This window comes from Colwellia sp. 1_MG-2023, assembly GCF_030546755.1.
GTDB lineage: Bacteria > Pseudomonadota > Gammaproteobacteria > Enterobacterales > Alteromonadaceae > Thalassotalea_H.
This window is the reverse complement of record NZ_JAUOPE010000008.1, coordinates 1-14676: the sequence shown is the minus strand read 5'-3', so window position 1 is coordinate 14676 and position 14676 is coordinate 1. Positions and strand designations below refer to the sequence as shown.

Below are 14676 nucleotides of genomic sequence, written 5' to 3'. Positions count from 1 at the left end.
TTATTTTGACTCTGTTTGTTGTTTTTTGGCTTTAGCTTTGGCGACTGCTGCAGCTATACGGGCTTTTTTATCGGTAACAGCTTCTGCTATTGGTTCATCTTTTATCGAAGAAGTAATATCTTCATTGGCAGATAATTGAATTTCTTTTTTTTGCTCAGCTTGCTGTTTTTTTGCTTTCGCTTTTGCAACAGCGGCAGCAATTTTCGCTTTTTTGGCGTCAGCAGGAGATGGTGCTGTTACTGTTTCTGTCTTTATCTCTGACGATGTTGATGATTTTGCCTCTGTCGTTAGTTTTTTCGCTTTCGCTTTCTCGATGGCTGCGGCGATTTTTGCTTTTTTAGCTTCTGCCGGATCTAACGTTTGCTTCTCTTCTATTTTTTCATCAATGATTACAGGATTGATTTCAGCAGGTGGCTTTTCCGCTATTGAGTTATTATCTTTTGCTGCTAATTTTTTCGCTTTAGCGCGAGCTATTGCTGCAGCAACTTGAGATTTTTTTTCTGAACTGGCGTCATCGCTCGGATTAGCACTATTTGTCGGCTCAGCACTTGCCTGCGCTTTTTTCGCTTTTACTCTTGCTAAAGCGGCGGCAACCGCTGATTTTTCATTATTCGCTTCTGGGGTACCTGAATTCATTCGCGCTTTACGTGCTTCTGCCGCTTTTTTATGTTTTGCTTCACGCGCTAATTTTTCACGCTCTAAACGTAATTTCCTAGCCTCAAAACGCACTTTTGCTTTTTCTGCTTTTAAATCAAGCAACTGTTGTTGACGGATTTCAGCTTTAGCGACACGATAATAATGAACTAAGGGGATATGACTTGGGCAAACATAGGCACAAGCACCACATTCAATACAATCAAATAAGTTTAATGTATCTAGTTGTTGATGGTCTTTGGCTTTAGCGCTCCATTGTAATTCTTGAGGAAGAAGTTGGCTGGGGCATACTTCAGCACATTGTCCACAGCGGATACATTCTACTTCTTGGTTATCATTGGGAATTTCTGCTTCACTTGGAGCTAAAATGCAATTGGTTGTTTTTACAATAGGCACTTGATTATTAGGCAAACTAAAGCCCATCATAGGGCCGCCCATGATTATATGTTTCTTCTCTTGTTGTGGGTACCCACATTCGTTGAGTAAAAATTCAACAGGCGTACCTAATAATGCCCAAACGTTCTGAGGTTTCTCAAGCGCTTGACCACTAACCGTTACGACTCTTTTTATTAACGGCGTATCATGAATTACCGCATCGGCTATTGCAAAGCATGTCGCAATGTTTTGCATTACAATACCTAAAGACGTAGGTAGCACGCCCGATGGAACTTCCGTTCCTGTTAATGCCATGATTAACTGTTTTTCACCGCCAACGGGGTATTGTGTAGGTAATACACAAACCTTGATTTTATCAATACCTTGCGTCGCGTTTTGTAACGCCTTAATTGCTTCTGGTTTGTTATCTTCAATACCGATTAGTATAAAAGCAGGTTCAAGTAGATGATCAAGAATATTAATCCCATCAAGAATTGCAGAACTATGCTCTTTGATTAATAAGTCATCGGCAGTGATGTAAGGTTCACATTCTGAGGCATTGATAATTAAGTAATTAATTTGTGCTGTTGTACCAACTTTAATATGAGTGGGAAAACCAGCTCCCCCCATACCTGAAATTCCGGCATTACAAATCTTTTCGATAATCTCAGCTTTAGATAATTGCTGATATTCAGGGCAAATTGTTCGTTCACACCAGGTATCTTTACCGTCAGGGATTAATTTAATACATAATTCTTCTAAACCTGATGGATGGGCAATGGTTGCGTTTTCAATCGCAGTGATTTTTCCGCTAGTAGGGGCGTGAATAGGAACTGAAATAGGCAAAGTTGAGCGTGTCAACGGTTGCCCTTTTACGACATCATCGCCAACGTTTACAATTACTTCTCCTGCTTCACCAATATGTTGTTGAATAGGTATAACAAGCTTTTCGGGGAGAGGAAGCTGTAGAATAGGTTTATCAGAGGTTAAAAATTTCATTTGTGGTGGGTGAATTCCACCATGAAATTTCCAAAAAAGACCTTTGTCTATGCGTTCAATTACCGATTCCACTTAAACCTCTTTTTCCTGCGATGTAGCATCTAGTTGAACAACAGGGATACTATTTAAATCCCATTGCCAGTTGCGAGTTGTTTGGTTTATTGGCCGCATTTCTATGCAGTCAACAGGGCAAGGTGCTACACATAAATCACAACCGGTACATTCATCGATAATAACGGTATGCATTTGTTTTGTTGCGCCAATAATGGCATCTACAGGACATGCCTGAATACATTTGGTACAACCAATACAATCTTCTTCAATGATAAAGGCGACTTTAGGGGTATTATCTGTTTCATGATTACCATCTAATGGTTGTACTTCAACTCCCATTAAATCAGCAATTTTTTTGATGGTATCATCGCCACCCGGCGCACATTTGTTAATTGCTTCACCATTTGCAACTGCTTCGGCATATGGCTTGCAGCCAGGGTATCCACATTGTCCACATTGAGTTTGAGGTAAAAGCGCGTCAAGTTGTTCGGCGAGTGGATCTCCTTCAACTTTGAATTTTATCGAAGCAAAACCGAGTAAAGCGCCAAAAAATAAGCCAATTACTCCAATAACTAAAATTGCGATAATAATTGACATTAAAATTTAACCAACCCTGTAAAGCCCATGAAAGCTAATGACATTAAACCGGCAGTGATCATGGCAATGGCAGAGCCTTTAAAAGGGGTAGGTACGTCAGCATTGGCAAGTTTTTCACGCATAGCTGAAAACATGATTAACACTAAAGAAAAGCCAAGTGCAGCGCTAAAGCCGTAAATAATTGATTCTAAGAAATTATGTTGTTCATACATGTTTAATAAAGCGACACCAAGTACGGCACAGTTGGTCGTGATCAGTGGTAAGAATATTCCCAATGAACGGTATAAGTTGGCGCTAGTTTTATGCACCACCATCTCTGTAAATTGCACTACGACAGCAATAACTAGAATAAATGTCATTGTAGTTAAGTAATCAAGCCCTAAAGGAGAGAGAACGTAAGTTTTTACTAAGTAGCTTAATAACGAAGCAAGGGTCATCACAAAAGTCGTTGCATATGACATGCCTATGGCAGTTTCTGTTTTGGAGGAGACCCCCATAAACGGGCATAAACCGAGAAACTTCACAAGCACGAAGTTATTAACTAATACTGTGCCCACTAATAATAATAGGTAGTCAGTCATGTTAAATGAATAGTAATGAATAAGTTAGTCTTATTATCCGATTTTCTGGGCAAGATAACAACCGATCTATTGAATAATTATTGTTGCATATGCAATATTGTGAGGAGTAAATGGAAACACTATGTCATGATTATTTTACAAATTGCTATTCATAGGTAGGGGAGGACATTTTTATCAATTAAAATAACAATATTAAAAATGGTTTTTATTTATCAAACATAAAGCGTATTGAAACTAGTGGGAATGTAACCATACGCTCTACGTTGAGTAATCGAATATTAAAAAGCTTATAAAGGCTGAGGTTTACCAATATGGAAGCCTTGGCAACCATCTATGAAAAGTTTTTCTAATGTAAATATTTCTTCTTGGCTTTCAACGCTTTCAGCTAATACAGTGATACTTAATCTGTGTGCTAAATCTACCATTAACCGTAGGAAGTATTGATTGTTCTTATCTTCATCAATATCTCGTGTATAGGTACTGTCCATTTTAATGTAATCAGGCTTAAGATCTCTGAAGAACTTAAAGGATGTTAAGCCTACACCAAAGCGTTCAACTGTGACTCTAGCGCCTGCACGATGGATCATATCGATAAAACGTTTACTCGTTTTTATGTTCTGTTGAAGGCCAAATTCGGTAATTTCAAACACTAGGTTTTTACTAATTGCGGGATCTCTTAATAAACGTCTTTCTAACCATATTAAAAATTGCTCATCATGGATGGTTCGAGAGCTAATATTAATGCCAAACTGTTGATCATGAAGATTTTTATCTGCAATTTCAGTGATCACTTTTTCGATGATCATTCGATCAATTTCAACAATTTTGTCGAGTTTTTCTGCCATGGCAATAAAAGATGCTGTCGGTAGCATTTCATCGTTTACATTTAAAAAGCGTGCTAATACTTCATTATAAGTTTTAGTATTTCTACTTGTTGGCTTAATGTGTTGTATTAGTAATGTTAAACGGTTGTATTTAATTACGTTTTCAATTTCTTGTCGCCAATTTTGGTTACCGTAACTAGCGCTTGAGCTTTCTAAAATGCTACTGTCAGTTTGTGAATACCATGAATTAATTTGCTGTGTTTGCGCGACACTTATTCCCGTATCAGCTAGCGCTAATAATTCACCAAGAGGGTTATTATTTTTAAAGCTCACTAAGCCGGTATAGCCGACAGAATCTAAATCAGAAGATTGTTGATATTTATTAAATTGGATCGTTAATTCTTTTGCATAATTCTCTGCATCTTGCAAAGTTGTGTTAGGTAGAATAGTGGCAAAATCTGAACTGTTTAATCTAAATATTTTAGATGATTGAAACTTGGTCGCTGCAGCTTTCATGATATCAGCAACCTTACAAATATAATTATCGCCTTCGGTGTAACCGTGAATTTGGTTAATGGTTTGTAACTCAGAACAACGAGTGATCGTTAATACACCAAAATCGATAGATTCTGCTTTTGTTTCAAAAAATTGCACAAAACGAGAGCGATTCTCTAACTGAGTTAAAGGTTCAATAAATGCTTCTTTTTCTAGCGCACCGGCGTCAGAAATATGGCTATTAATTTGATTTTTTATTTCACTGATACCCGCATTTAATTCAGGTAAATCAAAAAGATCTTCATCAGTGGATTTTTCCGTGTTTTGTAATACGTGAGTTAATTCTTTTTTAATTTGTTCGTTTATACTGCTGATGATGTTTTTATATCGATTGATGCTGAATTTACCAGCAATAAAAACAAAAACTAAAGACAACACCAACATGGTTACGCAAACGACTAATAAAAAGTGAGCGTAATTTGAAGCATTGGTTTGTAATGAAACTGAAAAACCTTGAGGAAATATTTTTTGGTTAACCAGCTTTGGCGTAAGCAAGTTTGCTAAAAAATTAGTTTTCGAGGACGCTTCAAATATCACTTGTTTATCATCACTGACGACTTTGAAAAAAGTAAAGCGTTGATTTTGCATTAATTTTTTTGCTAAAGATTCAATATTATCTGCTGAGCTAGTTGAAAAATATAATTTAACTAATTCCTGCTGGTTTTTTTGTTGTTTTAAAACTTGCTCAGAGGTAATGAAATAAGCAATGACAATAAAAATAACACTTAATATTGCCGTGCTAATCATATTACGTGAGATTAACTGCGAGTATGTATACATATAAAACCTTAAAAACCTCAATAAAACATACTAATACATGAGTCAAACACATGTATCACATTATCAACTATAGTCTATAAGCTGTTAAAACAGCTAACTAATATTTAGAAGATGTTAAGTAAGTAAATAAATTAATAAATCGTTGAATAATGCTATACCATGAATAAAGTATCAATACTAAGCAACTGTTAATTCGCAATTTATCTAAATATTCGATGGTTTTTTCATAAACTGTCAATTTTTCTGTCTTTTGGTTAATAAATTAAACTAACTTATCTCTTTAAGGGACTTGCGATTATTGTCTCAGCGCTATATAATTTGTTCGTTTTATTCCGTAGCAGTATTTCACTGAAAGTGATTACAACGTTTTTTGTACTCCCTTATTATTGTTTCGGTTCATTATTTCAAAATTAATACACCATTATTTGAAATAATACACATTGCGGGTTCAGTGAAAATAGGCCCCGATTTGGGGTTTTTTTGTATCTTAAAAAGATGCATTACAGCATGTGTTATCGCTGGGCTATATGCCCTTTTTTTGTATCTAAAAGCTAGAAAACTGGAGAAAATGATTGGCTAAATTTGAACATAAATTAACAGACATGTTACGACCAGCTGTTGAAGAGGTTGGTGTTGAATTATTAGGTATAGAGTTCGTTAGTGCGGGTAAACACTCGATACTTCGTCTTTTTATCGACCATGAAAATGGCATTGATGTTGATAATTGTGCGGAGGTTAGTCGTCAAGTAGGTGCATTGCTTGATGTAGAAGATCCAATTAGTACAGAATACAATTTAGAAGTTTCATCTCCGGGTTTAGATAGACCTTTATTCTCTCTAGCACATTATCAAGCGGCGATAGGTGAAACGATTAATGTCAGATTATCTCTACCGTTAAACGGACGTCGTAAATTCAAAGGTATTTTGAATGCTGTTGAAAACGACATCTTGATAGTAACGGTAGATAATGAAGAGTATGAACTTGTTTTCAGTAATGTTGACAAGGGCAATCTTGTTCATAATTTTGAAAAATAGTGTATTGAATTATAACGATTATTAAAGGCTAAGTAGCATGAGTAAGGAAATATTACTGGTAGTAGATGCTGTATCTAACGAAAAAGCATTACCTCGTGAAAGTATTTTTGAAGCGATGGAAACTGCATTAGAAACTGCCACCAAGAAAAAGTATGAAGGCGATATTGTTGTACGTGTTTGTATTGACCGTAAAACAGGTGAATTTGATACGTTTAGACGTTGGTTAGTTGTTGCCGATGATGCTGAAACAGAAAACCCATTTGCTGAAATGAGTTTGTCGGCTGCTCAATATGATCAACCTGATTTAGAAATCGGTGACTATGTTGAAGAACAAATCGAATCGGTAAAATTTGATCGTGTAACCACACAAACGGCAAAACAAGTTATCGTACAAAAAATACGTGAAGCTGAACGTGCATTAATTATTGATGCGTATCAAGATCAAGTGGGTGAATTAATCACGGGTGTTGTGAAAAAAGCGAGCCGTGAAAGTGTTATTCTTGATTTAGGGAATAACGCGGAAGCAATTATTTATCGTGATGATTTATTGCCGCGTGAAGTATTTCGTCCAGGCGATCGTGTCCGTGGTTTACTTTATGTTATTAAACCTGAAGCACGTGGCGCTCAATTGTTTGTTTCTCGTACCAAACCAGAAATGCTGATTGAGTTATTCCGAGTTGAAGTGCCAGAAATTGGCGAAGAAATGCTTGAAATCAAAGGAGCCGCTCGCGATCCAGGTTCAAGAGCAAAGATTGCCGTTAAATCAAACGATAAGCGAATTGATCCTGTTGGTGCTTGTGTTGGTATGCGCGGCTCTAGAGTACAGGCAGTATCGGGTGAGCTAGGTGGCGAGCGTGTAGACATCGTTTTATATGATGACAATCCTGCACAATTCGTTATCAATGCTATGGCGCCTGCTGAAGTTGCTTCGATCATTGTTGATGAAGATAAAGGCACTATGGATATTGCTGTTGAAGAAGGCAATCTTGCTATGGCGATTGGCCGTAGTGGTCAAAACGTTCGTTTAGCTAGCCAATTAACCGGCTGGGAACTGAATGTAATGACCGTTGATGATATGAATGAAAAACATCAAGCTGAAAATGACAAAGTCTTATCGTTATTTACAGACAAATTAGATATTGATGAAGATTTTGCATTGTTACTAGCCGAAGAAGGATTTACTTCATTAGAAGAAATAGCATACGTACCAGCATCTGAGTTATTAGATATTGATGGTATGGATGAAGATATTGTTGAAGAGCTTCGCGAACGAGCAAAAGCAGCATTAACCACTAAAGCACTCGCAAGTGAAGAATCCTTAGAAAACGCTGAGCCAGCTGAAGATTTATTGAATTTAGAAGGTTTAGAGCGTCATTTGGCATTTGTTTTAGCAAGTCGAGGAGTTGTTACTCTTGAAGATTTAGCGGAACAAGGTGTTGATGAAATTTCAGATATTGAAGAGTTAGATGAAACCAAAGCAGGCGAGCTTATTATGGCCGCGCGTAATATTTGTTGGTTTAATGAAGAGTAATAGCACCGGGAGTACAAAATAGATGGCATCTGTAACAGTAGAAGAACTTGCCAATGAAATAGGCGCACCGGTCGATAGATTGGTTGGGCAATTGGCAGATATTGGTGTAACGAAAAGTGCATCGGATTCTGTATCCCAAGAAGAGAAAGAGTCTCTTCTTGAACATCTTAAAAAACAACACGGTGATGATTCATCTGCTAAACCAAGCAAGATGACGTTAAGCCGTAAGAAAAAATCTACATTGACTATGGGCAGCGGCAGCAAAGCTAAATCTGTGCAAGTTGAAGTACGTAAAAAGCGTACTTACGTTAAGCGTAGTGAATTAGAAGAGCAACAAATGGCCGAAGCTGAAGCTAAAGCAGCTGAAGAAGCGGCTGCTAAAGCTGCAGCCGAAGCTGAAGCAAAAGCAATTGCTGAAGCAAAAGAAGCTGAAAATGCAAAAGCTGCTGCAGCCGCAAAAGCAGAAGCGGAAGCTGAACGTAAGGCACAGGCTAAAGCAGAAGCTGAAGCAAAAGCAAAACAAGCGGCTCAAGCTAAAGCTAAAAATATTGAAGAAGCTCAGCAAACACCAGTAAAAGCTGCTGAAAGTGATGAGGCAAAAGCATTACGACTTCAACAAGAAGCTGAAGCGGCTGCTAAGATTGAAGCAGAAGCGAAAGAATCAGCAGAAGCTGCTCGTAAACTTGCCGAAGAAAACGAAGCTCGTTGGCAAGCTCAAGAAGCTGAACGTAAAGCGAAAGAAAAAGAAGTTGTTCATTTAACGTCTTCTAAATACGCACAAGAAGCGGAAGATAAAGTTGACTCTGCCGATGAAGGTGGACGTCGTCGTCGTAAGAAAAAGAATAATCAACAAGATCGCAATGCTAAAGGCGGTCGTGGTGGTAAAGGTAAACAAACATTATCTGCACCGCAAAGCTTAAAACATGGTTTCACAAAACCTGTTGAAGCTAAAATGAATGAAGTTCGTATCGGTGAAACGATTTCAGTGGCTGAGTTAGCCAATAAAATGTCTGTAAAAGGCGCTGAAGTTGTGAAAACTATGTTCAAAATGGGCGCTATGGCGACTATTAACCAAGTTATTGACCAAGAAACTGCAGCACTCGTTGCTGAAGAAATGGGTCGTGAAGTGGTATTAGTGAAAGAAAATGCCCTTGAAGAAGCGGTACTTTCTGATCGTGGTGATGCTGGTGATGCAATTACGCGTGCACCTGTTGTTACTATCATGGGTCACGTTGATCATGGTAAAACATCATTACTTGACCATATTCGTGAAGCAAAAGTTGCCGATGGTGAAGCGGGTGGTATTACACAGCATATCGGTGCATACCATGTAGAAACTGGTCATGGCATGATCACTTTCTTAGATACTCCAGGACATGCTGCGTTTACAGCTATGCGTTCTCGTGGTGCTAAAGCGACTGATATTGTTATTATTGTTGTTGCTGCTGATGATGGCGTTATGCCACAAACGATTGAAGCTATTCAACATGCAAAAGCTTCTGAAGCGCCAATTATTATTGCCGTTAACAAAATGGATAAAGAAACTGCTGATCCTGATCGTGTTAAAACTGAATTGTCACAACACGACGTTATCCCGGAAGATTGGGGTGGGGATGTACAGTTTTGTCATGTTTCTGCTAAAACTGGTTTAGGTATTGATGAATTACTCGATTCTATTCTTCTTCAATCAGAAGTTTTAGAGCTAACGGCTGTTGTTGATAAAATGGCAAGCGGTGTGGTTGTTGAGTCTAAACTAGATAAAGGTCGTGGTCCTGTTGCAACGGTACTTGTTCAAGAAGGAACGTTGAATCAAGGAGATATCGTACTTTGTGGTTTAGAGTATGGCCGTGTTCGTGCAATGCGTGATGAAAATGGTAAAGCTATTCAATCTGCCGGCCCTTCAATTCCAGTTGAAATTTTAGGTTTAAGCGGTGTGCCGCAATCTGGTGATGAAGCTACCGTTGTTAAAGATGAGAAGAAAGCACGCGAAGTTGCTTTATATCGTCAAGGTAAATTCCGTGATGTTAAACTTGCTCGTCAACAAAAATCTAAACTTGAAAACATGTTTGCAAATATGGCTGAAGGCGATATTTCAGAAGTAAATGTGGTACTTAAGTCAGATGTACAAGGTTCGTTAGAAGCGATTTCGGATTCATTAGTCAAACTTTCAACGGATGAAGTGAAAGTGAAGATTATTGGTTCAGGTGTTGGTGGAATTACTGAAACAGATGCAACATTAGCGGCTGCTTCCAATGCGATTGTGGTTGGTTTCAATGTTCGTGCTGATGCTGCTGCTCGTAAGATTATTGAATCTGAAAAGATTGATTTACGATACTACAGTGTTATTTATGCATTGATCGACGAAGTTAAGCAAGCAATGAGCGGTATGCTTGCACCTGAATTTAAACAAGAAATTATTGGTCTTGCTCAAGTACGTGATGTATTTAAGTCGCCAAAAATTGGTGCTATCGCGGGTTGTATGGTTACTGAAGGTATCATTAAACGTTCTGCACCTATTCGTGTACTACGTGAAAACGTGGTGATTTATGAAGGTGAACTTGAGTCATTACGTCGTTTTAAAGATGATGTTCAAGAAGTTCGTAAAGATACTGAATGTGGCATTGGCGTTAAGAACTATAATGATGTTCGCGTTGGTGACCAAATCGAAGTATTTGAAACGGTAGAAGTACAACGTAGCCTGTAACTTTATTTTATTGCTAATTTCAATAATAGCATTGTTGGAAGTACTCATTGACGTTCGTTAACTGTGTGCTTCCGCCTCGCTCTAATTAATATTAGCTTCAATCTAAAACAACAGACATCACAATATGATTAATGAAATGGGGGCTTAGCCTCCATTTTTTGCTATAAAGTTTATTGGAATTATCAATAGCTTTTTATAGCGTTACGAGGAGTAGCCATTATGGCAAGAGAATTTGCTCGTACCGACAGAGTCGGTCAAGAAATCCAAAAAGAAATTGCGATGATCATCCAACGTGAAGTTAAAGATCCTCGTTTAGGTATGGTAACGGTTAACGCTGTGGAAATAACACGTGATTTAGCTTATGCAAAAATATTTGTGACCTTTTTTACTTTAGAAGGTCAAAATGTTGATGAGTCTATTAAGATTTTAAATGACGCTTCAAGTTATATTCGTACACTATTAGCAAAGCGTATCAAAGCGCGCATTATGCCTGAATTACGTTTTGTCTATGACAAATCTATGGTTGAAGGTGTAAGAATGGGCAACTTGGTAGATAAAGCGATTGCTGAAGATGAGAAAAATCATGAAAGCGACGTAGATGTTGAGCCAGGAGCTGAGTAAGTAAATGGCTAAACGTAGAAAAGGTCGTCCAATTAATGGGGTTTTATTATTGGATAAACCATATGAAATGTCGTCAAATAGTGCCTTACAAAAAGTTAAAAGACTTTATTTTGCACAAAAAGCTGGGCATACAGGGGCATTAGATCCACTGGCAACAGGAATGTTACCAATTTGTTTAGGCGAAGGAACTAAATTTTCTCAATTCTTACTTGATACGGATAAAAGGTATCAAGTTACGGCTAAGTTAGGGATCAGAACCACCACTAGCGATGCCGATGGTGAAGTCGTAAGTCATAAACCCGTTAATATTTCTGCGGAACAATTAGCGGATGCTCTTGATCAATTTCGTGGTACGACAAAGCAAGTACCTTCAATGTATTCGGCGTTAAAATATCAAGGACAACCTTTATATAAATATGCCAGAGAAGGTATTGAAGTTCCTAGAGAGTCTCGAGATATTACGGTTTTTCATCTTACGTTATTACGTTTTGAAAATGATGAGGTTGATTTAGATATTCACGTATCTAAAGGCACGTACATTCGAACTATTGTTGATGATTTAGGTGAATTACTGGGTTGTGGAGCACATGTCGCTCATCTTCATCGAAGTGCTGTTGGCAATTATCCTACAGATAAAATGGTAACCATAGAGCAACTTGAAACACTACTTGAACAGGCTAACGAGCAAAATATTTCGCCCTCTACGCTCTTAGATCCATTATTGTTACCTATGAATACAGCTTGTGATGGAATTCCAAAAGTGTATGTAGATGAAATGTCGGCGAACTTCTTACGCCATGGCAACCCAGTTAAAGCCGAAAATTCACCTGCAGAAGGAATGGTACAAGTCTATATTGGTGAGGATAATAGTGATGAATTTATCGGTGTGGGGATCATTGATGATGATGGACTCGTCGCACCTAAACGAATAACGGTGGTAGACATGCAATAATTGTATAAATCTATTGCATTCGTTAGATATGTTGCTAGAATACGCGCTCTTTTACCGTCCTTGCTGAATTAGTGTTTGGCAGATGGGATTATTATTAATACCAATTAGGTATTTCACACTAAGGATTAAAAATGTCTTTAAACGCTACAGAAAAAGCTGCAATCGTTGCAGAATATGCTCAAAAAGAAGGTGATACAGGTTCTCCTGAAGTACAAGTTGCTTTATTAACTACGCAAATCAACCACCTTCAAGGTCATTTCCAAGAGCACATCCATGATCACCACTCACGTCGTGGTTTATTACGCATGGTAAGCCAACGTCGTAAATTACTTGATTACTTAAAAGGTAAAAACGTTGAGCGTTACACTACCTTAATCGGTAAATTAGGATTACGTCGTTAATCGATTGTATTCTATATAAAAAAAGAGCCTTTCGGCTCTTTTTTTCGTTAGAAAATACTAAAAATTAATTAGTTCCACAATAGACTTCAACTTGTTTTTCGTTTACCGCCAACTGCTGTACTTTTTCTTGGTCGCTCAATACTTGTAATTCACCTTTTGCATTAGTGTATTGTATTTTATCGAAACCTTTTAATGTTTCTACATTGGCTTTTGCTTCATCACATTTATTTGGTGTTGCTGCAATTTTAATAGGTGTTTCAGGTTTATTTTCAGTTATGTCATCTTTTGTTTCTGTTTTAGCTTTAACAGTATTTGACATAGAAATTTCAGTATAATTGTCGTGCTTTGGTTGATGCTGACTAAAGTGAACAACATTATTACTGTCAACCCATCGGTAAACGATAACATTCTCTGCCATGCTATAAGCGAATGAACTAAAGAGAAATAATCCCAATGTAAATTTTTGAATTTTCATACAAACTACCTGATTGTTATTTTCAGTATTGAAAATAATTACCTATATAGAACTTATAACAAGTCAATTGCAAGTTTACAAATATTCTAATTAATTTCATGACTATTAAGTTACATTTTATATGCGAACTAATAATAGGTATGATAGATTACGCCTTTATTTTTATTAAAAAATCTTTATATGCTAAATAAAAACTCATCTGAACAAACACCTACTCGTGGTATATATTTATTACCTAACTTATTAACAACGGCGGGTTTATTCTCCGGTTTTTTTGCTGTTGTCTCATCTATGAATGGTCATTTTGAAAGTGCCTCAATCGCAATTTTTATCGCGATGATATTTGACGGATTGGATGGCCGTGTAGCAAGAATGACAAACACTCAAAGTGAGTTCGGTGCTGAATACGATAGTATGGCTGATATGGTATCTTTTGGTATAGCACCTGGTTTAGTTGTATATAATTGGGCATTATCAGGAATGGGGAAATTTGGCTGGTTAGCAGCATTCGTTTTTGTCGCTGCTGCTGCTTTAAGACTTGCAAGGTTTAATACTCAAGTTGGTGTTGCTGATAAAAGATATTTTCAAGGATTAGCTAGTCCCGCTGCCGCTGGTGTTATTGCTAGCTTGGTATGGTTAGGCACTGAATACCAATTAGCAGGCCAAGACTTTGGTATTGTCATGGGAGTTATTACTATAGTAAGTGGCTTACTCATGGTGAGTAATTTTAGGTATAACAGCTTTAAAGATGTTGACTGGAAAGGCAAGGTTAATTTTATCGTTGTATTATTGATAGTCTTAGTTTTTGTTATTGTTGCAGCAAGTCCAGCTGAGCTACTAACGGTTATTTTTGTTCTTTACGCTTCTTCAGGCCCGTTTACGACAATAAGGACGGTAAAAAAATTAAAACTCGAACATGTGGTTGGAGATGATCAAGATGCAGAGTTTAAAGCTGAAGATAAACATATTAACGACTCAGAAATTAACGAGTCAAATAAAGATAAATAATTAGGAGTCTTTCTTTATCAATATTTAAAAAAAGTGCATCTTTGCACTTTTTTTGATTTTTAAACTAGTAAAAATATAAACACTGTACTATTTTTAATCACTCGGACTCTTTTTTAAAATAAACTTCAAAAAAGGGTTGACGTTCTCACAGAAATCCCTAAAATGCGCTCCACTTCTTCAGGGAGACCTGAGAAGCGAGTTTTAAGTGGTTTAGTTATCCTTATTGATAGCAAAACCTTGAACATAATGTTTAAAAACTTTCTTTTGAAAAAAATGAAAATTCTTTAAATAAAATGTTGACATTAAAACTCAGGTGCGTAGAATGCGCATCTCGCTTGAGGTAAGGGCTAGAACCTGAATTAAGCAACGCGGTTTAACAACGAATGAGATTGTTACCTCGCGCCGAATAAAACGTTCATCCGTGAACGATTCGGCATACCTACATCAGTAGGCATCTTTAACAATTAGTTATCATGCAATTTGTGTGGGCACTCACATTACATTGATTTTACATAAGTCCATTGGACGTAA

The 14676-nt window shown here is 37.3% G+C and carries 12 protein-coding genes; 7 read left to right on the top strand and 5 right to left on the bottom strand.

Features of this window, described 5'->3' with window-relative positions; translation table 11 throughout:
- The 4 genes from rsxC to Q4493_RS10505 all read right to left on the bottom strand — a co-directional run bounded on the left by rsxC (position 1) and on the right by Q4493_RS10505 (position 5419).
- Complete coding sequence (gene rsxC, locus Q4493_RS10520; RefSeq protein WP_303452343.1) at positions 1-2100, bottom strand: electron transport complex subunit RsxC; 2100 nt, start codon at positions 2098-2100, stop codon at positions 1-3.
- Positions 2101-2679 carry an electron transport complex subunit RsxB gene (gene rsxB / locus Q4493_RS10515; RefSeq protein ID WP_303452341.1) on the bottom strand — a complete coding sequence of 193 codons (579 nt, stop codon included), beginning with the start codon at positions 2677-2679 and terminating at the stop codon, positions 2101-2103. It lies immediately after the preceding gene.
- Positions 2679-3260: an electron transport complex subunit RsxA gene (gene rsxA / locus Q4493_RS10510; RefSeq protein WP_303452339.1), complete on the bottom strand. Its 582-nt coding sequence runs from the start codon at positions 3258-3260 to the stop codon at positions 2679-2681. The genes rsxB and rsxA overlap by 1 nt, the downstream gene beginning before the upstream one ends.
- A gap of 287 nt (positions 3261-3547) precedes the next feature.
- Positions 3548-5419, bottom strand: coding sequence for an EAL domain-containing protein (locus tag Q4493_RS10505; RefSeq protein WP_303452337.1), 1872 nt, complete (start codon positions 5417-5419; stop codon positions 3548-3550).
- 572 nt (positions 5420-5991) lie between these two features.
- Here Q4493_RS10505 and rimP point away from each other — a divergent pair.
- The 6 genes from rimP to rpsO all read left to right on the top strand — a co-directional run bounded on the left by rimP (position 5992) and on the right by rpsO (position 12662).
- Complete coding sequence (rimP, locus tag Q4493_RS10500; RefSeq protein WP_303452335.1) at positions 5992-6453, top strand: ribosome maturation factor RimP; 462 nt, start codon at positions 5992-5994, stop codon at positions 6451-6453.
- Positions 6454-6490: 37 nt separating this feature from the next.
- On the top strand, positions 6491-7984 hold the full coding sequence (nusA, locus tag Q4493_RS10495) for a transcription termination factor NusA (RefSeq protein ID WP_303452333.1): 1494 nt from the start codon (positions 6491-6493) through the stop codon (positions 7982-7984).
- A gap of 22 nt (positions 7985-8006) precedes the next feature.
- Positions 8007-10688: a translation initiation factor IF-2 gene (gene infB / locus Q4493_RS10490; protein WP_303452331.1), complete on the top strand. Its 2682-nt coding sequence runs from the start codon at positions 8007-8009 to the stop codon at positions 10686-10688.
- A 219-nt stretch (positions 10689-10907) separates the two neighbouring features.
- On the top strand, positions 10908-11309 hold the full coding sequence (rbfA, locus tag Q4493_RS10485; protein WP_303452329.1) for a 30S ribosome-binding factor RbfA: 402 nt from the start codon (positions 10908-10910) through the stop codon (positions 11307-11309).
- A 4-nt stretch (positions 11310-11313) separates the two neighbouring features.
- Entirely contained in the window at positions 11314-12261 is a 948-nt protein-coding gene (truB, locus tag Q4493_RS10480; protein WP_303452327.1) for a tRNA pseudouridine(55) synthase TruB, read from the top strand.
- Positions 12262-12392: 131 nt separating this feature from the next.
- On the top strand, positions 12393-12662 hold the full coding sequence (gene rpsO, locus Q4493_RS10475; RefSeq protein ID WP_303452325.1) for a 30S ribosomal protein S15: 270 nt from the start codon (positions 12393-12395) through the stop codon (positions 12660-12662).
- 64 nt (positions 12663-12726) lie between these two features.
- Here rpsO and Q4493_RS10470 read toward each other — a convergent pair whose 3' ends face one another.
- Complete coding sequence (locus Q4493_RS10470; RefSeq protein WP_303452323.1) at positions 12727-13137, bottom strand: DUF4124 domain-containing protein; 411 nt, start codon at positions 13135-13137, stop codon at positions 12727-12729.
- Positions 13138-13317: 180 nt separating this feature from the next.
- On the opposite strand from Q4493_RS10470, the gene pssA reads away from it, so the two are divergent.
- Complete coding sequence (gene pssA, locus Q4493_RS10465) at positions 13318-14145, top strand: CDP-diacylglycerol--serine O-phosphatidyltransferase (RefSeq protein ID WP_303452321.1); 828 nt, start codon at positions 13318-13320, stop codon at positions 14143-14145.
- The last annotated feature ends 531 nt before the right edge of the window (positions 14146-14676 follow it).